This window comes from Streptomyces sp. NPDC007189 (genome assembly GCF_040703635.1).
GTDB lineage: Bacteria > Actinomycetota > Actinomycetes > Streptomycetales > Streptomycetaceae > Streptomyces.
In genome coordinates this window covers 388,862-411,627 of sequence record NZ_JBEYEY010000005.1, presented here as the reverse complement: position 1 = coordinate 411,627, position 22,766 = coordinate 388,862, and the positions used below count along the sequence as shown (strand labels likewise).

Annotated in this window: 22 protein-coding genes; 14 read left to right on the top strand and 8 right to left on the bottom strand. The window is 73.1% G+C overall.

The window, feature by feature from the left end; all coding sequences use genetic code 11:
* Positions 1-32: 32 nt before the first annotated feature.
* Positions 33-1,073 carry a rhamnogalacturonan acetylesterase gene (locus AB0950_RS13780; RefSeq protein WP_360570540.1) on the bottom strand — a complete coding sequence of 347 codons (1,041 nt, stop codon included), beginning with the start codon at positions 1,071-1,073 and terminating at the stop codon, positions 33-35.
* A 183-nt stretch (positions 1,074-1,256) separates the two neighbouring features.
* Here AB0950_RS13780 and AB0950_RS13775 point away from each other — a divergent pair, with 183 nt between their 5' ends.
* Together AB0950_RS13775 and mmuM are read left to right on the top strand one after the other, a co-directional pair.
* The gene (locus AB0950_RS13775; RefSeq protein ID WP_366778563.1) at positions 1,257-2,954 is read left to right on the top strand and encodes a rhamnogalacturonan lyase B N-terminal domain-containing protein; all 1,698 of its coding nucleotides are present in this window, start codon (positions 1,257-1,259) and stop codon (positions 2,952-2,954) included.
* A gap of 60 nt (positions 2,955-3,014) precedes the next feature.
* Positions 3,015-3,941 carry a homocysteine S-methyltransferase gene (gene mmuM / locus AB0950_RS13770; protein ID WP_360570536.1) on the top strand — a complete coding sequence of 309 codons (927 nt, stop codon included), beginning with the start codon at positions 3,015-3,017 and terminating at the stop codon, positions 3,939-3,941.
* A 380-nt stretch (positions 3,942-4,321) separates the two neighbouring features.
* On the opposite strand, the gene AB0950_RS13765 is transcribed toward mmuM, so the two are convergent.
* Positions 4,322-5,890, bottom strand: coding sequence for a carboxylesterase family protein (locus AB0950_RS13765; protein ID WP_366778562.1), 1,569 nt, complete (start codon positions 5,888-5,890; stop codon positions 4,322-4,324).
* Between the two features lie 586 nt (positions 5,891-6,476).
* On the opposite strand from AB0950_RS13765, the gene AB0950_RS13760 reads away from it, so the two are divergent.
* From AB0950_RS13760 to AB0950_RS13750, 3 genes are all read left to right on the top strand, one after another.
* Positions 6,477-7,454 (top strand): hydroxyacid dehydrogenase, encoded by a 978-nt coding sequence (locus tag AB0950_RS13760; RefSeq protein WP_360570532.1) that lies wholly within the window; start codon positions 6,477-6,479, stop codon positions 7,452-7,454.
* A gap of 221 nt (positions 7,455-7,675) precedes the next feature.
* Positions 7,676-8,728 (top strand): LacI family DNA-binding transcriptional regulator, encoded by a 1,053-nt coding sequence (locus tag AB0950_RS13755; RefSeq protein ID WP_366778560.1) that lies wholly within the window; start codon positions 7,676-7,678, stop codon positions 8,726-8,728.
* A 62-nt stretch (positions 8,729-8,790) separates the two neighbouring features.
* Positions 8,791-8,994, top strand: a complete 204-nt coding sequence (locus AB0950_RS13750) for a hypothetical protein (protein ID WP_360147554.1) — start codon at positions 8,791-8,793, stop codon at positions 8,992-8,994.
* A 265-nt stretch (positions 8,995-9,259) separates the two neighbouring features.
* On the opposite strand, the gene AB0950_RS13745 is transcribed toward AB0950_RS13750, so the two are convergent.
* From AB0950_RS13745 to AB0950_RS13730, 4 genes are all read right to left on the bottom strand, one after another.
* Complete coding sequence (locus AB0950_RS13745; protein ID WP_366778559.1) at positions 9,260-9,418, bottom strand: hypothetical protein; 159 nt, start codon at positions 9,416-9,418, stop codon at positions 9,260-9,262.
* A gap of 328 nt (positions 9,419-9,746) precedes the next feature.
* Positions 9,747-10,010 (bottom strand): hypothetical protein, encoded by a 264-nt coding sequence (locus AB0950_RS13740; protein ID WP_361978205.1) that lies wholly within the window; start codon positions 10,008-10,010, stop codon positions 9,747-9,749.
* The gene (locus AB0950_RS13735) at positions 10,007-10,870 is read right to left on the bottom strand and encodes an isocitrate lyase/PEP mutase family protein (RefSeq protein WP_360147563.1); all 864 of its coding nucleotides are present in this window, start codon (positions 10,868-10,870) and stop codon (positions 10,007-10,009) included. Before AB0950_RS13735 ends, AB0950_RS13740 begins: the two co-directional genes overlap by 4 nt.
* Positions 10,871-11,027: 157 nt before the next feature.
* On the bottom strand, positions 11,028-11,684 hold the full coding sequence (locus AB0950_RS13730) for a ThuA domain-containing protein (RefSeq protein ID WP_366778558.1): 657 nt from the start codon (positions 11,682-11,684) through the stop codon (positions 11,028-11,030).
* A gap of 185 nt (positions 11,685-11,869) precedes the next feature.
* Between AB0950_RS13730 and AB0950_RS13725 the strand changes: the two genes are divergently transcribed.
* Positions 11,870-12,271, top strand: a complete 402-nt coding sequence (locus AB0950_RS13725) for a VOC family protein (RefSeq protein WP_360147569.1) — start codon at positions 11,870-11,872, stop codon at positions 12,269-12,271.
* Here AB0950_RS13725 and AB0950_RS13720 read toward each other — a convergent pair.
* Positions 12,254-12,940: a helix-turn-helix domain-containing protein gene (locus AB0950_RS13720; protein WP_366778557.1), complete on the bottom strand. Its 687-nt coding sequence runs from the start codon at positions 12,938-12,940 to the stop codon at positions 12,254-12,256. The genes AB0950_RS13725 and AB0950_RS13720 overlap by 18 nt on opposite strands.
* Before the next feature lie 129 nt (positions 12,941-13,069).
* Positions 13,070-14,260 carry a YihY/virulence factor BrkB family protein gene (locus AB0950_RS13715; RefSeq protein ID WP_360147575.1) on the bottom strand — a complete coding sequence of 397 codons (1,191 nt, stop codon included), beginning with the start codon at positions 14,258-14,260 and terminating at the stop codon, positions 13,070-13,072.
* Between the two features lie 132 nt (positions 14,261-14,392).
* On the opposite strand from AB0950_RS13715, the gene AB0950_RS13710 reads away from it, so the two are divergent.
* From AB0950_RS13710 to AB0950_RS13675, 8 genes are all read left to right on the top strand, one after another.
* Positions 14,393-16,042, top strand: a complete 1,650-nt coding sequence (locus AB0950_RS13710) for an acyl-CoA dehydrogenase family protein (RefSeq protein ID WP_360147578.1) — start codon at positions 14,393-14,395, stop codon at positions 16,040-16,042.
* A gap of 325 nt (positions 16,043-16,367) precedes the next feature.
* Positions 16,368-17,669: a GAF domain-containing protein gene (locus AB0950_RS13705; protein WP_366778556.1), complete on the top strand. Its 1,302-nt coding sequence runs from the start codon at positions 16,368-16,370 to the stop codon at positions 17,667-17,669.
* 174 nt (positions 17,670-17,843) lie between these two features.
* Positions 17,844-19,178: a hypothetical protein gene (locus AB0950_RS13700; RefSeq protein WP_360570516.1), complete on the top strand. Its 1,335-nt coding sequence runs from the start codon at positions 17,844-17,846 to the stop codon at positions 19,176-19,178.
* 64 nt (positions 19,179-19,242) lie between these two features.
* The gene (locus AB0950_RS13695; RefSeq protein WP_360147587.1) at positions 19,243-19,815 is read left to right on the top strand and encodes a GNAT family N-acetyltransferase; all 573 of its coding nucleotides are present in this window, start codon (positions 19,243-19,245) and stop codon (positions 19,813-19,815) included.
* A gap of 151 nt (positions 19,816-19,966) precedes the next feature.
* Positions 19,967-20,050 carry a putative leader peptide gene (locus AB0950_RS13690; protein WP_310591794.1) on the top strand — a complete coding sequence of 28 codons (84 nt, stop codon included), beginning with the start codon at positions 19,967-19,969 and terminating at the stop codon, positions 20,048-20,050.
* 126 nt (positions 20,051-20,176) lie between these two features.
* Positions 20,177-21,874 (top strand): nitrite/sulfite reductase, encoded by a 1,698-nt coding sequence (locus AB0950_RS13685; RefSeq protein WP_366778555.1) that lies wholly within the window; start codon positions 20,177-20,179, stop codon positions 21,872-21,874.
* The gene (locus tag AB0950_RS13680) at positions 21,871-22,050 is read left to right on the top strand and encodes a hypothetical protein (protein WP_360147593.1); all 180 of its coding nucleotides are present in this window, start codon (positions 21,871-21,873) and stop codon (positions 22,048-22,050) included. Before AB0950_RS13685 ends, AB0950_RS13680 begins: the two co-directional genes overlap by 4 nt.
* Entirely contained in the window at positions 22,047-22,757 is a 711-nt protein-coding gene (locus tag AB0950_RS13675) for a phosphoadenylyl-sulfate reductase (RefSeq protein WP_360147596.1), read from the top strand. Before AB0950_RS13680 ends, AB0950_RS13675 begins: the two co-directional genes overlap by 4 nt.
* Positions 22,758-22,766: the final 9 nt, after the last annotated feature.

The window sequence follows — 22,766 nt, the reverse complement described above, 5'->3', positions numbered from 1 at the left end:
CGCCCCGGTTCCGGTCGGGGCGCCCCAGGGCTTCATCCCACCCGTACGGCGCCCTCGGGCACCAGACGCAGGGCGAGAAGTCCGTCGCGGACGAGGCCGGCGTAGACCGTGGCGCCGTGCACGGAGGTGTGTGTGTTGTCGCGCTTCTCGTTGTAGAGGTAGATCGCCTTGGAGCCCTCCGGGCCGAGGGATTCCACCAGCTGTTTCGTCTTCGCCGTGAGGTCGATCAGGGAGACGTGCTCGGCGGCGGCGACGGAACGGATGACAGCGGGGAGGTCGACGCCGAGGCCGTTGACCAGCAGGGCGGTGCCGTTGTCCAGGGTGCCGTCGGCGTTGAACCAGCGGCGGACGATCGGGGTGACGAGCACCGGCTCGCCGCCCTGGTCCCGGATTCCGGCGACCAGGGTCTCCAGGTTGGCCCGGTAGGTCGCCTCGTCGGTGGTCTTGTCGTTGTGGGCGAGCTGGACGAGGACGAGGTCGCCGGGGCGGATCAGCGGCTGCACGGTGGTCCACAGCCGGGGATCGGCCAGGTAGGTGACCGTACTTTCGCCGGAGTCCGCGTAGTTGGCCACCGACAGGCCCTTGCGCAGGTACTGCGGCAGCTGCTGGCCCCAGCCGGAGTAGGGGGCGGCGGGCTGGTCGCAGACGGTGGAGTCGCCGATCAGGAAGATCCGGCGGGCGTGCCGGGCCGGGGTGACCCGGATGCCGGCGAGGGCGGGGGCGGAGCCGCCGAGGGTCAGGTCCAGGCCGGGGGTGCCGTCGGGGCCGGTCGGTTCGCCCTCGGGGGTGCGGACGTCCACGGTGAAGCCGCGGGTGCGGTGTTCGCCGGCCGGGACGGCGGTCTCCGGGAGCAGGGCGCGCCGGGTCTCCCCGGTGATGCTCGTGCTGGACGCCGCCGCGCCGCCGAGGCGGACGGTCACGTCGTAGCTGCCCGGTGGAACGTCGAAGTGGCAGGCGGTGGCGGTGCAGTGGGCGATGCCGGGCGGACGGCCGCCGTCGGCATGGGCGGGGGTCGCGGTCAGCGTGGCGCCGAGGGCGGCCGCCAGCAGCGCGGCGGTTCTGACACGTCTCATGACGGCTCCTGCGTCGATCGTCGTGGGCCGACCCGAGACCGTACCGGGTGGGGCAAGCGCTTACTAGCCTTCCGTCCAACTTCGCCGAAATACCGTGCAGTTACCGCCGTAAGCCCTTTCGCGAACAGCGTTCGACTGTCACTCTGCCGCCACCGGCACCCCCACACCTTCGAAGGAGACCCCATGTCCGGGTCCGCAAGCAGAGCGGTCCGCCGCCGCACCTTCGTCCTCGGCTCCGCCGCCTCGGCGGCCTCAGCCGCCTCAGCCACCTCGGCGGCCCTCGCCGGCCCGCTCGCCGGCTCCGCCTCGGCGGCCGGCTTCGGCTGGAGCGACGACGGCTCGAACTACGTCGTCGACACCGGCGCGAGCCTCGTCTTCAAGGTCGGCAAGACCAACGGCGACCTGACCTCGCTGGTCTACAAGGGCACCGAGTACCAGGGTTACGGCGGCAAGAACTCGCACGTCGAGTCCGGCCTCGGCGCCTCCACCGTGACCCTGAAGCAGTCCGGCTCGACGATTCTGATCTCCGTCGCCCACGGCACCCTGCGGCATTACTACGCGGCCCGCAGCGGCGAGAACAACATCTACCTGTGGACGAACAAGGCCGACTCCTCGGTCACCGCGACCCGGTACATCGTGCGGGTGAAGGCGGGCCTGTTCCTCAACGACGAACCGGACTCCTACACCTACACCACCAGCACCGTCGAGGCCTCGGACGTGTTCGCGAAGTCCGACGGGCAGACCCGCTCCAAGCACTACGCGCGGCGCCGGGTCATCGACTACGACTACATCGGCTGGACCACCGGCAGCGCCGGACTGTGGATCGTGCGCAGCAACCACGAGAAGGCGTCCGGCGGCCCCTTCTACCGCTCCCTGCTGCGCCACCAGAGCGCCGACGGCGGCGGCCTGTACGAGATCCTCTACTACGGCGAGAACCAGACCGAGTCCGAGCGGTTCGGCCTGCAGGGCCCCTACGTCATCACCTTCACAGACGGCGGTGCGCCGTCGTCCGCGCTGTACCACGGCACCCTCACCACGCCCTGGGCGGACTCGCTCGGCATCTTGGGGTACGTCCCCGACGGCGGCCGGGGCTGGCTCGCGGGCGTCGGCATCACGGGGCGGGACACGGCGTACCCGTACACGGTCGGGCTCGCCAACGCGGCGGCGCAGTACTGGGGTTCGGCGCGTTCCTCGGACGGCTACTTCTCGGTCGACCGCATACTGCCGGGTGTGTACACGCTGACGGTCTACAAGGGCGAGTTGGCTGTCTACAGTACGCAGGTCACCGTATCCGCGGGCGCGACGACCACGCTCAACACGATCACGATCCCGTCGTCCAACGACCCCGCCAACGCCGGCGCGATCTGGCGGCTCGGCTCCTGGGACGGCACTCCGAGCGGTTTCAAGAACGCCGACCTGATGACGCACGCGCATCCCTCGGACGCGCGGGCCGCCGCCTGGACCGGCAACGTGGTGATCGGCAGCGGTTCCGAGACCTCCGCCTTCCCCTGCTACCTGTGGAAGGACGTCAACAGCGGCCTGCTCGTCTACTTCAGGCTCACCGCCGCTCAGGCCGCCGCCGCGCACACCCTGAGGATCGGCGTGACGACGGCCTACGCGAACGGCCGGCCGCAGATCACGGTCAACGACGCCTGGACCTCGGCGATCCCCTCCCCGCCCACCCAGCCGAGCACCCGGTCCCTCACGGTGGGCTCCTACCGGGGCAACAACCACACCTTCAGCTACAGCGTCCCGGCCAGTGCCTGGCGCACGGACACCAGCCAGTACAACGTGCTGAGGATCGACGTGGTCAGCGGCTCGGGAACGACGGGCCACCTCAGCGCGGGCACGGCGATCGACGCCATCGACCTGCTCGCCTGAGCAGCCGTCGGCTGCCGTGCTGGGGCTCCTTCGGCGGTCGGTTTGGACTAGCGTCGAGGCATGACCAGCGACACCTCCCCCACCCTCGCCGACGCCCTCGCCGCAGGGACGGTCGTGCTCGACGGCGGCATGTCCAACCAGCTGGAGTCGGCCGGGCACGACCTGAGCGACGAGCTGTGGTCGGCGCGGCTGCTCGCCGAGCGGCCGGAGGCGGTGACGGAGGCGCACCTCGCCTATTTCCGGGCCGGCGCCGACGTGGCCATCACCGCCAGCTACCAGGCCACCTTCGAGGGCTTCGCGCGGCGCGGGATCGGCCATGAGGAGGCCGCGCGGCTGCTCGCGCTGAGCGTGGACCTCGCACGTGAGGCCACCCGGCAGGCCGGGGGCGCGGGCGTCGACCGGCCGCTGTGGGTGGCGGCGTCGGTCGGGCCGTACGGGGCGATGCTCGCGGACGGCTCCGAGTACCGCGGCCGGTACGGGCTGAGCGTGGACGAGCTGGAGCGCTTTCACCGGCCACGGATGGAGGTGCTGGCCGCCGCCGCTCCGGACGTCCTCGCGCTGGAGACCGTGCCGGACGCCGACGAGGGCGCCGCGCTGCTCAGGGCGGTGCGCGGGCTGGGGGTGCCGGCCTGGCTGTCGTACACCGTCGACGACCGGCAGACGCGTGCCGGGCAGCCCCTGGAGGAGGCCTTCGCCCTGGCCGCCGACAGGGACGAGGTGATCGCGGTCGGCGTGAACTGCTGTGCGCCCGAGGACGTGGAGCCTGCGGTGGAGATCGCGGCACGGGTCACCGGCAAGCCGGTCGTGGTGTATCCCAACAGCGGCGAGTCCTGGGACGCCGGGGCGCGTGCCTGGACCGGGCGGACCAGGTTCGGCGCCGAGCAGGTGAAGGCGTGGCAGGACGCGGGCGCGCGACTCGTCGGGGGCTGCTGCCGCGTGGGGCCGGAGGCGATCGCGTCGATCAGGCAGGCGGTGGACGCGGCCTGACGGCGCGAGCCGGCCGACTCACTCCCCTCGGCCGGCATCACCCGCTGTCCTGAGTCGTTCCGTGCGGTCGCCTCGCCCTTGTGCGACGACTGGCGACAGGCGGCGGGCGACCGTAGACGGGCGACGGGCGACGGGCGACGGGCGACGGGCGACGGGCGACGGGCGACGGGCGACGGGCGATCGTAGACCGGCGGGCGGGCGACCGTAGACGCGCGACCGACGACTGTAGGCCGGCGGCTGGCGACCGTAGATGAGCGACCGTAGACCGGCGATCGTAGACGGGCAACCGTAGACCGGCGACCGTAGACCGACCACCGGCCACCGGCCACCGGCCACCGACCACCGACCACCGACCACCGACCACCGACCACCGTAAACGCTCAGCGGCGGCGCGTAGCTCCCGTCGAGCGGCGCAGGCGGCGTACCGCCGCCGCCAACTCCGCGCCGGGGGCCCGGAGTTCCGAGGCGGGGGTCGGTTCGGGGACGGTGGGGGCGAGCGACCAGAGGGCGATTTCCGCGTCCCGGGGACCGTACGCGGTATGCGGTGCACCGTCGCCGAAGATCCGCACCGGGTGGGACGCGTCCCAGGCCTGCCAGCCGGGATCCCCGGTGGTCGCGAACCGCACCCAGGCCGCGTGCATGGCGTCGGCCAGTTCCTGCGGCGCGCCCTCGCCGGCCAGTCTCTTCGACTCGGGGATGTCCCCGGAGTCGAAGACGAACCCCAGCTCCAGGGCGTGACAGGCGCCGAGGCCGGGCAGGCGGGAGGGCCAGGCGAACTCGTAGACGTGGGAGTTGCCGGCGTGGGCGTCGGCGAGGCGGTGGAGCGGGATCCGCAGCAGGTGGTCGGTGACCATCTGGCCGACGATCTCGGCGGCGCCCGCGTCGGGGTTCAGGGCGCGGTAACCGCGGGGCACCTCATGGCCGGTGTGGCAGCGGGCCATGGCGCCGGCGAGGGCGACGGCTCCTAGCCGGTCGACGTGCTCCACCAGCCCGCCGGGCACGAGCCAGAGCCGGTACTCGTCGCGGGTCCAGCCCATGAGCAGGTCGACGTCCTGGGCGGCGCCGTCGATCAGGGCCGCCAGCGGGTCGCGGGGCACGAGGTCGCCGTCCACGACGATGCCGAACGCCGGGCCGCCGAGGACCGGGCTGCTGAGCCGGCCGACCTCGGCCTGGGTGCGCAGCAGCAGGTCGCGGTCGACGGCGGCGAAGGCTTCGGCGGTGGCGGGGATCTTCAGCCGGCCGGCCATGCGGCGCACCATCCGCCGTACCTTGTCCCGTTCGGACGACTCGGGCGGACCGCTCTGCAGGACCGCGCGCCGGATCAGGCCCCGGCTCGCGGGCGCGGCCAGCAGGGCGCCCGCGCTGATGGCGCCGGCCGACTGGCCGCACAGCGTGACCCGGTCCGGGTCGCCGCCGAAGGCGCCGATCGCGTCGTGCGCCCAGCGCAGCGCGGCGAGTTGGTCGCGCAGGCCGGGGTTGGGCGGTGCGTCGGGGAACAGGCCGTAACCCTCCACGCCGAGGCGGTAGTTGACGGAAACGAAGACGACGCCGTCCCGGGCGAAGGTGGCGCCGTTGTAGACGGGTACGGCCGAGGATCCTCTGGTCAGGGCGCCGCCGTGGAGCCAGACGAGGACCGGCAGGCGGGCGCCGGGATCCGGCTCGGGGGTCCAGACGTTGAGGTTGAGGCAGTCGTCACCGGGGATCTCGGGGTCGGACAGGTACTGGGCGAACGCCTCGGAGTACGGCGGTTTGGGCGCGGTGGGCCCGAAGTCGCCGGCGTCGCGCACCCCGTCCCAGGGCTCGGGCGGCTCGGGCGGGCGGAACCGGCGGGGACCGAAGGGCGGGGCGGCGTACGGGATGCCACGGAACACCGCGACACCCTGCTCGTACCGGCCGCGTACCGCCCCGTACGGCGTTCTGACCACGGGGTTCGCCTGGTCTGCCGTCATCGCCCACCAGCCCTTCGCCGCGCGCTAGTGCACCGTGCAACATCAGAGCACCACAAGAGCGCCGGGTATTCCGGCGCACGGGCGCACGGGAGGGCCGTTCGGGCGACGCCCGGTACGGTGAGTCACCAGACGCTCACACGCGTGGGCGCCGAAGCCGAGCCGGTCGCGGCGTCGCCCGCACCGGCCGGGCGTGGCCCAGGGCTCCGGAGCGGTCGCCGTCCGCGCCCGCCGGGTACGGTCCCGGCTGCCGCGCCGGCTGTACGCCCATGAAGCGGCGGCGGTACGGCACCAGGCAGGGGCCTGACCACTCAGTGCGGGAAAGGGTTCCACCGGGCAGGGGCCTGCCTGACCAGTCAAGGGCGGAAACGGTTCCGCCGGGCAGAGGCCAGGCCAGTCGGGCGCGGGAGCGGCTCCGCCGCGGACGCGGTGCCGTGCACCCCGCCGTGATCAAGCCGGCTCGTCTGCCGATTGACCGGCTGTTCCCGGCACACCTACCGTAGAAGGCGCTTTCTGAAAGCCTTTCTCCTTCCGGTTCGTCAGGAGAGCCATGCCGCCCAGCGCCCAGCCGCCGCGAACCGTGTTCGCGATGGATCCGGTCCACCTCCCGCTGCTCTTCCCGCCGCCGCTCATGGCCCGGCTGCGGCGCACGGCCGGCATCGACACGGCGCTGGTCGTACGGGACTTCGCTGATCCCGCGGTGGCCGACGCGCTGGCCCCGGCCGAGGTGCTGATCACCGGCTGGGGCTGCCCGCGCCTGGACGCCGGGGTCCTTGCCGCGGCCCCGAAGCTGCGTGCCGTCCTGCACGCGGCGGGCTCGGTCCGCTCCCTGGTCGGCGAGGCGCTCTGGGAACACGGCGTCACCGTGTCCAGCGCGGTCGCCGGCAACGCCGTACCGGTGGCGGAGTACACGCTCGCGATGATCCTCCTCGCCGGCAAGGATGCCTTCGGCCACCGTGAGCGCTACCGGCGCACGCACACCCCGCCGGCTCCCTCCGACACGGCGGCCACCGGCAATCTCCGCCGTCGCGTCGGGGTCGTCGGGGCCTCCCGGGTGGGCCGCCGGCTCCTGGAACTGCTGCGGCCCTTCGACCTCACGGTCCTGCTGTACGACCCCTATGTGAGCCCCGCCGAGGCCGCGGCCCTGGGCGCGGAACCGCTGCCGCTGGAGGACCTGCTGCGCCGCAGCGACATCGTCAGCCTGCACGCCCCCGACATCCCCGAGACCCGTCACATGCTCGACGGCGCCCGGCTCGCCCTCATCCGGGACGGCGGCGTGCTGATCAACACCGCGCGCGGTGCGCTGGTCGACCACGAGGCGCTGACCCGGGAGCTGGTCTCCGGCCGTCTGTCCGCCGTCCTGGACGTCACCGAGCCCGAGCCGCTGCCCGCCGGTTCACTGCTGTACGGGCTGCCCAACGTCTTCCTCACCCCGCACATCGCCGGCTCCCTCGGCAACGAGCTGGAGCGGCTGGGCACGATCGTCGTGGAGGAACTGGAGCGGCTGGCCGCGGGCCTGCCACCGCTGCACGAGGTACGGCACACGGACCTGTCCCGGGTTGCCTGACTCACCTCGCCCCCTCCGCAACCCGCCCGCCGATGTTCGGAGTTTCGAAAGTACCGGCCGCCGCCGATCGCGGGAATCCCCGTGTCTTCCCTTGTCTTCCCGCCGTGTGGACGCACACCTATCGTAGGAAGCGCTTTCTTCCCGGTCGTCAAAGGGGCCGCGAAAGCAGCGTTGGCCGCAACTTTCGATGGCCCGGCGGCGGGCCGGAGAGGTGGTTTCCTGTGGTCCGTGCGGGGAGTGCGAACGTGACGGCCGGGCCGACGCTGGCGGTGGTGGCCCGGGAGGCGGGGGTGTCCGTGCCGACCGCGTCGAAGGTCGTCAACGGCCGCGAGGACGTGGCGCCCGAGACCCGTCGCCGCGTCACCGAGGCACTGGACCGGCTCGGTTACGTCCGCCGGCCCCGCTTCGACATGGCGCGGACGCCGAGCCTGGTCGACGTGGTGGTGCACTCGCTGGAGAGCACCTGGTCGGGCGCCGTGCTGCACGGGGTGGAGGCGGCGGCGTACGAGGCGGGCCTCGAGGTGGTGGTCTCGGCCGGGCCGAACGGGACCGGCCGGCCGGAGCGCGAGTGGCTGGACCGGCTGACGGCACGCGGCTCTTCGGGCGTGCTGTTCAACCTGGCGGAGCTGTCCCCGGCGCAGTACGCGTGGCTGGACCACCATCGCATCCCGTACGTGCTGATCGACCCCGCGCACGAGCCGCCGCCCGGTGTGGTGTCGGTCGGGGCGGCCAACTGGCAGGGCGGGGTGAGCGCGACGGAGCATCTGCTCGGCTTCGGTCACCGGCGCATCGCGGTGATCGCCGGCCAACGGCGCACGGTGTGCGGCGGCGCCCGGGTGGCCGGTTATCGTTCCGCGCTCGCCTCGGCCGGGCTGCGCCACCGCGCCGAGTACGTGCGGCACGCCGGCTCCGACGAGGCCGCTGCCCGGCGGTGCACGCACGAGTTGCTGGACCTGCCCGAGCCGCCGACGGCGGTGTTCGTGTGCTCCGACCGGATGGCTCTCGGCGTGTACGAGGCGCTGGCCGAGCGGGGGTTGAGGGTGCCGGACGACATGAGCGTCGTCGGTTTCGACGATCTGCCGCAGGCGCGCTGGGCCGTCCCGGCGCTGACCACGGTCCGCCAGCCGCTCGGCGAGATGGCGGCGACCGCGCTCCGGCTGCTGGTGCGGATGATGCACGGCGAACGCCCGGAGGGCACCCGTACCGAGCTGTCGACCCGGCTGGTGGTGCGCGGGAGCACGGCCGCGCCGCCCGGGGAACAGCCGACTGCGTGACGTGCGGTGCCCCTTCGGACCCACGGCGGTGACCGTGCCGCACGCGAGGGCGTTTTCCGGTCATGAACCTCACCACGCGCACCACAGCGGCCCTCGCCGTGGCCGCAGTCGCCCTGATCGCCGCCTACGGCACGGCCGACGCCTCCTGCCACACCCTCGCCCCCGGCCGGCATCGGGCCACGGTGGCCGCGCCCGGCGGCGGGCAGGATCCGGAGGAGGACGTGGAGGTGGACGAGCACGGCCGCCCCGGCCTCGCCGAGGACTGACTGACGCCCGCGACACGGCGACGGCCGGGCAGCCCGCGCAGAGGCGCCCGGCCATCACCGACGCACCGGCTCCTCGGCGACACCGGCTCGTCGACGACACCGGCTCGTCGACGACACCGGCTTGTCGGCGACACCGGCTCGTCGGCGACGTCGGCTCATCGGCTACGTCGGCTCGTCGGCGACCGGTCGCAGTGCGGCAGCCGACCGCCGTCCGGCAACCAATCGCCGTCAAGCAGCAGATCGCCGTCCGGCGGCCGACCATCGCTCAGCGGCCGATCGAAGCCCGCAGCGATTGCCGTTCGGCGGCCGTCATCACCCGGCGAGCGGTCATCGCCCAACGGCCGGGCACCACCCAGCGGCCGATCGTCACCCGGCAGCCGGTCATCACCAGGCAGCCGGTCGCCACCCGGCAGCCGGTCGCCACCCCGCGACGGTCATCACCCGCCAGCCGGTCGCCGCACGGCAGCCGACCATCACCCGCCAGCCGATCGTCACCCGGCAGCCGGTCGCCACCCGGCGACGGTCATCACCCGCCAGCCGGTCGCCACCCGGCGACGGTCATCACCCGCCAGCCGGTCGCCACCCGGCGACGACCATCACCCGGCAGCCGGTCGCCACCCGGCGACGACCATCACCCGGCAGCCGGTCGCCGTCAGGCGACGGTCATGACCCGGCAACCGGTTATCACCAGGCAGCCGGTCGCCGACCGACAGCCGGTCATCGCCCGCCAGCCGATCGTAGGTCCCGGTAGCTCAGTCCCAGGCCTCCCGGTGCTGGCGGCTGCCGCTGACGAGGGCCTGGATCGCGTCCACGGCGCTGCCGTCGTGGTCGCTGCCGGCCGTGCCCCTGCCGGTCTGGAGGTTGGCCGTGCGGTCGACCTCGAGCCAGGAGTCGGCGTGGGAGTTGTCGATCACGGTGATCAGGCTCCCGGACGCGACCGCGGGTGCCGCACCGGCCCCGAGCAGTGCGGCCGCGGCCACGGTGGCCATCCCGAGGCGCGGTACGACGCCCGTCACACGCCCACGCCCTCGGGGACGAGCCGGTCACGGGCGATGTTGCGCTCCAGCAGGCTGGTGGAGGCCTTCACGCCGACCCCGCTCGCGGGATCCACCTCCGGCAGCCGTCCGTCGGCGGCCTTGAGGCCGGCGAGCGCGGAGTCCATCGCCTCGTGTGCGGCGAACAGACACGGGGTGCTGTAGATGGCGACGTCGACGCCGAGGTCGGACAGCTCGCCGAGGGACAGCCGGGGCGACTTGCCGCCGGCGATCTGGTTGAACAGCAGCGGCTTGGACCCGACGACCTCACGGATCCGCTTGATCCACTCGACGCTGCGCACCCCGTCGACCAGGACCACGTCGGCGTCGGTCGCGGCCAGCCGCTCGGCGCGGTGCAGGATGTCGTGCTCGTCGGTGGCGTCCGTACGGGCCACGACGACCAGGTCCTTGCGGGTCTCGAGGACCTGGTGCAGCTTCTCCAGGTACTCCTCCAGCGGCAGCACCTGCTTGCCGTCGGCGTGGCCGCAGCGGCGGGGCCGTTTCTGGTCCTCGAGGATCACTCCGGAGGCGCCGATGCGTTCCAGCCCTTCGACGACGTGGCAGGCGACCTCGGGGTCCACGTACCCGTCGTCGATGTCGACGAGCAGATGATGGTGCGGGAACGCGCCCCGCAGCCGCTGGACGAAGGCCACCATGTCGGGCCAGGCGATGAAACCGATGTCCGGCAGCCCGTAGTACGAGGCCGCGAAACCGAAGCCCGAAACGAACATCCCGTCGTAGTGCTTGGCCGCGATCGACGCCGAGTACATGTCGTACACGCCGATCAGCGGTGTGGTCCCGGGCCCGGCGATGCGCTCGCGCAACTTCTTACCGTAAGTCAAGGTCCGGCTCCTCCTGTGGGTGGGTGACGCGGGGCCGGACGGCCCGCACGTCTCGACGCCCTTTGCCAAGACAAGAGCATCTCTAGATATTCACGTGACCTTCCATGGATGCGACCTTTACTCACCCGTATGGCGGACCCGGTTCACCGCAGAAACGTCACGCATAGAGCCGTCCCGCCCAGCCGAGTCCGCCGTCCAGGTGACTCAGAAAGGCGGGATCGCGGTAGGCATCGGAGGCGTGACCGAGCGCTGTGTAAAAGACGCGGCCGCCGCCCGCCCCGTGCTCGCGGCACCAGGCGAGCGGATGGTCCGTCCCCATCCCGCCGCCCTCGTACGACGTCTCGTCGGCGCTGAGCAGCACCCGCGCCCGGTGCCGGGGGCTGGCGTCGAAGTCGTACCACTCGTCGCTGACGTCCCAGACGGCGGGCAGCGCGCGGGTCGCGGGGTGACCGGGGTCCTCGACCACGGCCCGGCCCGGCTGGAAGTCGGGGTGCCGTACGAAGCGGGCGCCGAGGAGTTCGCCGTAGTACGGCCAGCCGTACTCGGTGCAGGCCGCCGCGTGCACCCCGGCGAAACCGCCGCCCGAGTCCACGTAGCGCGCGAGCCGCTCCCGGCCGGCGGGGGTCAGGACCTCCCCGCTGGTGGAGAGGAAGACGACGAGCGCGTACCCGTCCAGCGGTTTCTCGAGGTCGGCGGGATCCTCGGTGTGCTCGACGACGAACCTCCCGAGGCCGCGCACGGCGGCGACGGCGTCCGGGATGGAGTCGTGACGGTAGTCGGTGGTGCGGGTGTAGAGCAGGAGGCGACGAGTCATGGCGCCGAGTCTCACCGCTCCGCCCCTTCCGTGTCCGCACCGCCGGACGTCCGGGGGCAGGCCGCCGGTGACGGGTGGCCGCGAGCGATCGTGCGCGAAGGCCTGGCCGGACCAGTGGGCCGACAGCCCCCTGGGTGTCCGATTCCTTCAAGACCGGGCGGCGACCGCGCGCCTACGGTGGCGGCATGACTCCACGATTCGCGCTGATCGGCGTGGTGACGTCCGACATGGCCGCCGCGCTCGCCTTCTACCGTCGCCTCGGGCTCGTCTTCCCCGAAGGGTCCGAGAAGGAGCCGCACGTCGATGCGGAGCTGCCCGGCGGGCTGACCTTCGCGCTGGACACCGAGGAGACGATCCGCTCCTTCCACTCCGGCTGGAATCCGCCCCAGGGCGCCGGACGCGTCGGGCTCGCCTTCCGGTGCGGCTCGCCCGCCGAGGTCGACGCCCTGTACGAGGAGCTGGTGGCCGCCGGGTACCACGGGGAGCTGAAGCCCTGGGACGCGTTCTGGGGGCAGCGGTACGCCACCGTGCACGACCCCGACGGCAACGGTGTCGACCTGTTCGCCCCGCTACCCTCCGCCCAGTAGCCGCCCGAGCGGCATGCCCGTCAACTCCCGCACGTCACGGGCGAGGTGGGGCTGGTCGGCGTATCCGGCGCGGACGGCCGTCTCGGCGTACGGCGTCCCGGAGCGGGCCAGCGCCAGCGCCCGCTGCAGACGCAGGATGCGGGCCAGCGTCTTGGGGCCGTAGCCGAACGCGCCCAGGCAGCGGCGGTGCAAGGTGCGCGTGCCGAGGCCCAGTTCGGCGGCTGTCGCCGACACCGGGCGGCCCTCGTCCAGGCGCCGCACCAGCCGGTGCAGCAGCGGGTCGGGGGCCGTGGTGCGCGCGGCCCGGTCCAGGGCGATGTCCTCCAGGGCCGTCGCCGGGTCGGCCGCCGCCTCGACGCGCTCGCTCAGCCGCCGGACCCGGGCGGCGGGCCAGAGGTCGGCCAAGTCGGCCCGCAGGTCGCGCAGTTCGTGCGCGGGTACGCCGAGCAGGGCGGGTGCGGTGCCGGGGAAGAAGCGGACGCCGGCCCAGGACCGGGGCGGGCCCTCGGGCACGTACGGCCGCGTGTCCGGACCGGCGACCAGCAGCCGGCCCTCGCTCCACAGCAGGTCCATGCAGCCGTCGGGCAGCACGGGGCCGCCACCGGTTCCGTCGGGGACGTTCGTCCACACGACCGCACCGGCCAGCCGGGACGCCCGCTCCGTGTACACGCCTGCCAGCCTACGACTGCGACAGCCGCGTCAGAGGGCCCTGCTCCCGGTCGGCTCAGGACCGCGACCGATCGGCATGATCGATCAGGGGCGGCGTCGGACCGGTCGCATCGCACACCCGCCCCCGCCTCACTCCCCGTACCGTCCCCGCCCCTCCTCGCCGGGGCCCTGGTGCGGTTCTCTGCCGTTGGCCTCGTGTGGGCCGTTGGCCTTGGGGGTGTGTTTGGCGTGGGTGCGCAGGCGGGCGGTGACGTCCTCCGGGGGGAGGAAGCGGGACCAGCGTTCGGGGAACTCGGAGGGCATGTCGGGGTCGTCGGGGTCGGTGTCGCGGTGGGCCGCGGCGCGGGCGACGTACTCGGCGACCTGGGCCTCGCGGATCCGCTCGTTCGCGGCGCGGGCGGCGGCCGTGGCGGCGGCGGGCCAGACGCGGTCGATGGCGGCGTTCACGGCCGCGCCGACGAGGACGGCGAAGGCCGACACGCCGATCCAGAGGAGGACGGCGACGGAGGCGGCGAGGGAGCCGTAGATGGTGGCGCCCTCGATGGTGTGCACGAGGTAGATCCGCAGCAGGAAGCTGCCGAGGACCCACATGGCCAGGGCGACGAGCGCGCCGGGGACGTCCTCGATCCACGGGGAGCGGACCGGCACGGAGACGTGGTAGAGGGTCGTGAGGAAGGCGATGGACAGCACGATCACGACCGGCCAGTACAGGACCTGCACCACGGTGGCCGACCAGGGCACCACCCGCACCACCGCGTCCGGGCCCGCGACCATCAGCGGCAGGGCCACCGAGCCGATCAGCAGCGCCACGATGAACAGCACGAACGACATCACCCGTGTCTTGACGATGCCCCGGACGCCGTCGAGGCCGTACATGACGGTGATGGTGTCGATGAAGACGTTGACCGCGCGGGAGCCGGACCACAGGGCGAAGACGAAGCCGATGGAGATGACGTCGGGCCGGCCCTTCATCACGTCGTGCAGGATCGGCTCGGTGATCTCCTTCACGCCTTTTTCGGACAGCACCGTCCGGGAGGCGTCGAGGATGTTGGTCTCGAGGCTGCTGATGGTGTGGGCGCCGGTCCAGGTGTCGACGTAGGCGAGCAGCCCGATGAGGCACAGCAGCAGCGGCGGCACGGACAGCAGCGTGAAGAACGCCGCCTCGGCCGCCAGGCCCAGGATGCGGTACTCCATGCAGGAGTTGACGGTGTCCTTGAGCAGCAGCCAGGCGGTCCTGCGCTTGGAGACGTTCCGGTAGAGGACTCTGGCGCGGTGGAGGCGGCCGGCGGGCCGCTCGGGGGTTTCACTTGCTGGCTGCACGAGCCAACGGTATCCGCAGCACGGGACCGGCCTCACCTTCCGGGGCAGGTGAGCGCATCCGGCGCGCCCGGGGGCGCCGCTGTGTCACGCTGGAGGCCATCACCGCCGCTGCTCCGGGGTAGGTTCGCAAGCATGGCAGGCACCTCCACGCACACCGTGACGAACCAGCCGCCGCCCCTGGTCGGCTACGACGTGTTCACCGCCGACCGGGCCCTGGTGGAGGCCGTCGAGCGGCATGCCGGTGCCGACGTGCTGGACGAGGCGCGCTCCGAGCTGTCCGCGCTGGGCCGGGCCGCGGGTTCGGCGCAGCTGCAGGAGTGGGCCGTGCAGGCGAACGAGCATCCGCCCCGGCTGCGCACCCATGACCGGTACGGCCACCGGATCGACGAGGTCGACTTCCACCCGGCCTGGCACCGGCTGCTCGGCAAGGCCGTCTCGGCGGGTCTGACCGGCGCCTGGGTCCGGCCGTCCGGGCATGTCCGCCGGGCCGCCGGCTTCCTGGTGTGGACGCAGGTGGAGGCGGGGACCTGCTGCCCGCTGTCGATGACCCACGCGGCGGTGCCCGCGCTGCGGGCCGACCCGCGGCTCGCCGCCGAGTGGGAGCCGCGGCTGACGTCCACGGTCTACGACCGTGAGCTGCGGGCCACCGCGCAGAAGCCCGGAGCGCTCGTCGGCATGGGCATGACCGAGAAGCAGGGCGGCAGCGACGTCCGCGCGAACACCACCGAGGCGCGGCCGCTCGCCGAGCCGGGCGCGTACGAGCTGACCGGGCACAAGTGGTTCTGTTCGGCGCCGATGTCGGACGCGTTCCTGGTGCTGGCGCAGGCCCCGGGCGGCCTGACCTGCTTCCTGGTGCCGCGCGTGCTGCCCGACGGCTCCCGCAACGTCTTCCTCCTGCAGCGGCTGAAGGACAAGCTCGGCAACCGGTCCAACGCCTCCGCGGAGGTGGAGTTCGCCGGCACCTGGGCGCGCCGGGTCGGCGAGGAGGGCGGCGGGGTGCGGACGATCATCGGGATGGTCGCGGCGACCCGGCTGGACTGCGCGCTCGGTTCGGCGGGGCTGATGCGGCAGGCGGTGGTGCAGGCGATCCACCACTGCTCCCACCGCGAGGCGTTCGGCGGCAGGCTGGTCGACAAGCCGCTGATGCGCAACGTCCTCGCCGATCTGGCGCTGGAGTCCGAGGCCGCGACCGCGCTCGCGCTGCGGCTCGCGGCCGCGTACGACGACGGGGGCGAGCGGGAGCGCGCCTTCCTGCGGCTGGCGGTGCCGGCCGCGAAGTACTGGATCACCAAGCGCTGTGCGCCCGTCGCGGTCGAGGCCGCGGAGTGCCTGGGCGGAAACGGTTACGTCGAGGAGTCCGGCCTGCCCCGGCTGGTACGGGAGTCGCCGCTGAACTCCATCTGGGAGGGCGCGGGGAACGTGCAGGCGCTGGACGTGCTGCGGGCGCTGCAACGGGAGCCGGGCGCGCTCGACGCCTGTCTGACCGAGATCGGCCGCTCGCACGGCGCCGACCACCGTCTCGACCGGGCGGTGAAGGACCTGTTCACCGAACTGGCCGATCTGAGCGACGTGGAGGGCCGGGCCCGGCGGCTGGTGGAGCGCCTCGCGCTGGTCCTCCAGGGCTCCCTGCTGGTCCGGTACGCGCCTGCGGAGGTGGCGGACGCCTTCTGCGCGTCCCGGCTGGGCGGAGACCACGGAGCAGCGTTCGGCACCCTGCCAACGGGCCTGGACCTGGCGTCGATTGTGGAGCGGGCGCGTCCGGACGTGTGCGACGCGGGCTGAGCCGGCTCACCGGGGGCGCGGGGCTGTGCCCGGCGGAGCCCCCGGTGGGGGTGGTGCTGCGCCGACACGGCACCACCCCCACCACCTGGGCCCGTTGAAGCCCGCGGACGCGGCCTCGCCGAGACGAGTCGCGCCGGAGCCAAGTCTTGGCCACCCTCCGACAGGCCACCAGGGTTGCAAGGGGTTGCAATTCGTCGGCGCACGTGCGCGGAGTGTGTGCCTCCGGCCTGCCCGCGACGGCAAGATGAGAGGGCACAGCCGGGCCGGAAACCGCCGCCCGGACGGCTTGACAGGTATGTTCGACGCCCCTTCCGGGAGGACCCCCGTGGTGAACCCGCCGATGAACGTGGCGCGCCTGGCCGCCGTGGACGCGATGCAGGCGGCGCGGCTGCTGAGCGAGGTGCGCGACGCCACCCTCGCCGGTCAGCGGGCGAGGATCGCGCCCCGGCCGGTGATCGAGCAGTCCTGGGGCCGGATGCTGCGCAGCGGTGTGGACCCCGACCGCGACTTCAGGTCGGGGCTGCTGTCCTGCGACGAAGTGCGGCGCCGGCGTGAGGAGTCACCGCTCAGACAGGTGCTGCCGGTGCTGCGGCAGGGTCTGCTTTCGGTCGCCGACGCGGCCCAGCACATCATGGTCGTCGCGGACGCCGACGGGCGGGTGCTGTGGCGTGAGGGCGCCTCGCCGGTGCTGCGCAAGGCGGACGGGCTGGGCTTCGAACTCGGCGCGGACTGGCGGGAGGACGTCGTCGGCACCAACGGGGTGGGCACCGCGGCGGTCGTACGGCGGCCCGTGCAGGTCTTCGCGTCCGAGCACTTCGTGCGCTCGCACACCTCCTGGACGTGCACGGGAGCGCCGATCACCGATCCGCGGGACGGCCGGCTGATCGGTGTGGTGGACGTCAGCGGCCCGCTGGAGACCATGCATCCGGCGACCCTCGCCTGGGTGGACTCGGTGGCCAAGCTGGCCGAGGCGCGGCTGCGGGAGCTGCACCGGGACTCGCTGGAGCGGCTGCGCGCGGTGGCGGCGCCGGTGCTGGCGCGGCTGGCGGGGCGGGCGCTGGTGGTGGACCGGGACGGCTGGTCGGCGGCGGTGTCCGGGATGCCGTACGTACGGCGGGTGGCGATGCCCAAGTCGCTGGCGCCGGGCCGCCGGTGGCTGCCGGGGCTGGGTTCGTGCGCGGTGGAGCCGCTGGCCGGGGGCTGGCTGCTGCGGGTGGCCGAGGAGCCGGCCGGCGCGCCCGCGCGGATCGTGCTGGATCTGGCGCGGCCGGGGCGTGCCGCGCTGACGGTGTCGGGTGCGGCGGGTTCCTGGTCGCGGGAACTGAGCCCCCGGCACGCGGAGTTGCTGTATCTTCTCGCCCTGCACCGGTCCGGCCGCTCGGCGGCGGCCCTGGCCGAGGATCTGTTCGGGGATCCCTCACGCAGGGTGACGGTACGGGCGGAGATGTCCCGGATCCGGCGGTACTGCGGGGAACTCCTGCAGCATCGGCCGTACCGTTTCCGTGAGGACGCGGAGGTCGAGATGCTGCTCCCCGACGACCCCCGTGACCTGCTGCCTTTCTCGACGGCGCCGGCGATCGCGCGAGGGCGGGCGGCCGGGCGGGGCGGCGGGCGCGGGGCCCGGTGAGGGTGTGTTCCGGGTATTTGCGGGGTCTTCGCCGTGCGCGGGCCGTTGCTGCCGTAGCATCCCTTGCGGGCCTCCCAGCCGCTTCACGCGTCAACGTTCGGATCATCGGGCGCAGTTGGCACGGCACCGGCCGGTGCGCCCCGGCGGCGAAAGGGCCCCGGAGAAGGGGACGAGATGAAGCATCGCGGCAGACACCGCCGGCGCCGCAGAGGCGCCGCGCTGCGCGCGGTCCTGACCGGGACCGCGCTGGCGCTCACCGCGGCCGCCACCCTGATCAGCGTGTCCCAGGCGGACGTCACCGACGGCCCCGGCGCGCTCAAGCCGCTCTCCTCCCCCGCGGACACCGGCCGGCTCCGGCTCCAGGAGCGGCTGGTCCCCGCCCGCACCCTGGACCGGCTCTCCGCCGCGATGGGCCGCCCGGTCGGCGTCGACGCCGTGCTGGCGAGCGCCGACCGCGCGATGCGCACCTCCGCCGGGTGCTCCTCCGCCGACCGTGCGTCGCTGCCGGTCGCCCCGGCCCCCGCCCGCGCCTGGTGCTGGGACCGGGCCGACTCCGCCGGCACCGCCTGGCGGCCGGCGTCGGTGACCACCTCCGGGGACGCCGACGACGACGGTGTGTGGGGCAGGCACCGGGTCGTGCTGGCGGGCTGGACCCACAGCACCACCACCGGCCGGGCCGCCGAGCGGGGGCTGGCCCGGGTCGCCTTCGTGAACGCCGACGATCCCGCCCGCCCCGCCTACCGGTGGGTGCTGCTGGTGGTGCCGGTCGACGGCGGCCGGAACTACCGGGGGCTGTCCTCGGGGATCTCCGGGATGGTCTGGTACCAGGACAAGCTGCTGGTCACCGCCAGGTCCGGCGGCGCCGACGCGCTGTATGTGTACGACCTGGACCGGATCCAGCGCACCAGCGTCGACGGGCCGGCGATCGGCCGGGTGCCGGGCGGCTGGTCCGCCGACGGCTACCGGTACGTGATGCCCGCGATCGGCTCCTACCGCTTCACCGCCGGCCACTGCGCCCACTCAGGGCCGCCCTGTCCCGGCGCGCTCGCGCTCGACCGGGGCACCGCGCCGGACAGCCTCGTCGCCGCGGAGTGGACCGCGCCGGACGGTGACCGGAACGCCCGGCTGTGGCGCTATGCGTTCAGCACCTCCCCGGCCCGCGCGGGGCTGCTCGCCACGGACGCCCGGGGGCGGGCGGCGGCGGTGCAGGCGTACCGGACCCGGGCGGCAGGGATCCGCGGGGTGCTGTCGTACCGGCAGCCCGGAGCGGACGACGCGTCCTGGTATGTGGGACGGCTGCCCGCCTCCCGGGACGGCCACGGCGCGCTGTGGCGGCAGGACACCGCCGGGGCGAAGGCCGCGTCCTGCGGCGCGGACGGCTCGCACCGCTGCTGGGCCGAGGCGGCGGGCTCCCTGTCGTACTGGCAGGCGACGGGCGAGGTGTGGTCCCTGTCGGACCGCATGCTGTTCAGCACGCCACTGGCCGACCTGGACGGGTCCCTGGGGTGACCGCGGGCGGCGCCGTGACGCAGCCGATCGACAGACCCGGCGGCGGGATGATTCCCTGGCCCGCATGAGCAGCGTTCCTGTCACCACCTGGTCTCTGGAGCAGACCTCGCCGGGCGATCTTCTGCCCGCCGCCGCGCCCGAGGGCGATGTGCGGATCGTGCGCGCCGAGGTGCCCTCCCCCGAGCTCAGCCGCTTCCTGTACGCCTCGGTCGGCGGCGACATCCGCTGGACCGACCGGCTCGGCTGGACGTACGCGCGGTGGCAGGAGTACCTGCAGCGGCCCGGCGTGGAGACCTGGGTGGCCTACGACCGGGGCACCCCGGCCGGCTATGTGGAGCTGGAGCCGCAGGACGAGGGCGTGGTCGAGATCGCCTACTTCGGTCTGCTCCCCGCTTTCCGTGGCCGGCGCATCGGCGGCCATCTGCTGGCGTACGGCACGGCCCGCGCCTGGGACCTCGCCGAGCGGTGGCCGGGGCGGACGCCGACGAAGCGGGTGTGGCTGCACACGTGCAGCAAGGACGGCGAGTTCGCGCTGGACAACTACCGGCGGCGCGGCTTCACGCTCTTCGACACCAAGGTCGAGCTGGAGCCGGAGGTGCCGGCGCCGGGACCCTGGCCCGGCGCGCACCAGGCCTGACACTCCGCCCGATACCGCGCCTGACCAGCGGGGACAAGCCCCCCGGCGGCGCATGTGAGCGACGACACCCTTGTCCCACATTTCGGGACCAGGGTGTCCGCATCGTGGATGAAGCTGGACTGTGTCCAGATCGCCGTGACACGCTTCCGTCATGTCTGGAACTGGAATTGCCTTGGTGAGTCGGCGGCACGTCGACCTCGGCCGCATGTCCAGCGCCATCTGTCCGGCCCGCTGACCGCCCCAGCCGCCGAGACACCCCTCTTTTCGATCCCGCCTGCGCAAGGACGCGCACGCCTGTCCGCGTGCGCGCGTACGCGCTGGTCAAGTGCCGATTCCCACCGGTCCCGAAGGACGTAGAACCATGGCCGCCACTCCGCCGAACCCCGCCGCCTCCGCGCCCCGCCGCAAGGTGAGCCGTCACCGCGGCGAGGGTCAGTGGGCCGTAGGCCATTTCACCCCGCTCAACGGAAACGAGCAGGTGAAGAAGGACGACGACGGTCTCAATGTGCGGACACGCATTGAGACGATCTACTCCAAGCGCGGTTTCGACTCCATCGACCCCAGCGACCTGCGCGGCCGGATGCGCTGGTGGGGGCTGTACACCCAGCGCAAGCCCGGCATCGACGGCGGCAAGACCGCGGTGCTGGAGCCGGAGGAGCTGGACGACCGCTACTTCATGATGCGGGTCCGCATCGACGGCGGGGCGCTCACCACCCGGCAGCTGCGGGTCATCGGCGAGCTGTCCCAGGAGTTCGCGCGCGGCACCGCGGACATCACCGACCGGCAGAACGTGCAGTACCACTGGATCCGGATCGAGGACGTGCCCGAGATCTGGGAGCGGCTGGAGGCCGTGGGCCTGACGACCGTCACCGCCTGCGGCGACACCCCGCGTGTGATGATCGGCTCCCCGGTGGCGGGCATCGCCGAGGACGAGATCATCGACCCGACGCCGGCGCTGGAGGAGATGAAGCGCCGCGTCCTGAACAACAAGGCGTACTCGAACCTGCCGCGGAAGTTCAAGACGGCCATCTCGGGCTCGCCGCTGCTGGACGTCGTGCACGAGATCAACGACGTGGCGTTCGTCGGCGTACGGCACCCCGAGCACGGCCCGGGCTTCGACCTGTGGGTGGGCGGCGGCCTGTCCACCAACCCCAAGCTGGGGGTGCGGCTGGGCGCGTGGGTGCCGCTGGAGGAGGTCGCGGACGTCTACGAGGGCGTCGTGTCCATCTTCCGTGACTACGGCTACCGCCGGCTGCGCAACCGGGCCCGCCTGAAGTTCCTCGTCGCCGACTGGGGTGCTCAGAAGTTCCGTCAGGTACTGGAGGACGAGTACCTCAAGCGCGAGCTGACCGACGGGCCCGCGCCCGAGCAGCCCGTGCAGCAGTGGCGCGACCACATCGGCGTGCACCGGCAGAAGGACGGCCGCTACTACGTCGGTTTCGCCCCGCGGGTCGGCCGCGTCGACGGCGCCACGCTGACGAAGATCGCCGATCTCGCGGAGGCGCACGGCTCGGGCCGGGTGCGCACCACCGTCGAGCAGAAGATGATCGTCCTGGACGTCGAGCAGGACAAGGTCGACTCGCTGGTCGGGGGGCTGGAGGCGCTGGACCTCACCGCGCGTCCGTCGTCCTTCCGGCGCGGCACCATGGCCTGCACCGGCATCGAGTTCTGCAAGCTCGCCATCGTCGAGACCAAGCAGCGCGGCGCCTCGCTCATCGACGAACTGGAGCGCCGCCTGCCGGACTTCGACGAGCCGCTCACCATCAACCTCAACGGCTGCCCGAACGCCTGCGCCCGTATCCAGGTCGCGGACATCGGTCTCAAGGGCCAGCTGGTCCTGAACGACAAGGGCGAGCAGGTCGAGGGCTACCAGGTGCACCTCGGCGGCGCGCTCGGCCTGGAGGCCGGCTTCGGCCGCAAGGTGCGCGGCCTGAAGGTCACCGCGGAGGAGCTGCCCGACTACATCGAGCGGGTCCTGAAGCGGTTCCAGGCCGAACGCCAGGACGGCGAGCGGTTCGCGGCCTGGGCGGCCCGGGCTTCCGAGGAGGCTCTGTCGTGAGCGAGCGTGCCGCGCCGTTCTACTGCCCCTACTGCGGCGACGAGGACCTGCGTCCGCACGAGGAGGGCCACGGCGCCTGGGAATGCGGGGCGTGCAACCGCGCATTCCAGCTGAAGTTCCTCGGGCTGCTCGCCCGGGGTCTTCAGCGAGCCGACAACGGAGGGGACGAGACATGACGACCGCTCAGCAAGACCGCACCGCCGAGGAGTTGCAGGCGCTCGCCGAACAGGCGGGCCGGGACCTGGAGGACGCCTCCGCGCTGGAGATCCTCCAGTGGGCGGTGGACACCTTCGGCACGAAGTTCTGCGTCACCTCCTCCATGGAGGACGCCGTCGTCGCCCATCTCGCCTCACGCGTGCTCAAGGGCGTGGACGTCGTCTTCCTCGACACCGGCTACCACTTCCCGGAGACCATCGGCACCCGCGACGCCGTGGCGGCCGTGATGGACGTCAACGTCATCACGCTCACGCCGAAGCAGACGGTCGCCGAGCAGGACGCCGAGTACGGCCCGAAGCTGCACGACCGCGACCCCGACCTGTGCTGCGCGCTGCGCAAGGTCAAGCCGCTCGAAGAGGGGCTGAAGGGCTACCAGGCGTGGGCGACCGGCCTGCGCCGCGACGAGTCCCCGACCCGGGCGAACACCCCGGTCGTCGGCTGGGACGCCAAGCGGCAGAAGGTCAAGGTCTCCCCGATCGCCCGCTGGACGCAGGACGACGTGGACGCCTACGTCGCCGAACACGGCGTGCTGACCAACCCGTTGCTGACGGACGGCTACGCCTCCATCGGCTGCGCCCCGTGCACCCGCCGGGTCCTCCAGGGCGAGGACGCGCGCGCCGGCCGCTGGGCGGGCCGCGCCAAGACCGAGTGCGGGCTGCACGGATGACGACCGACC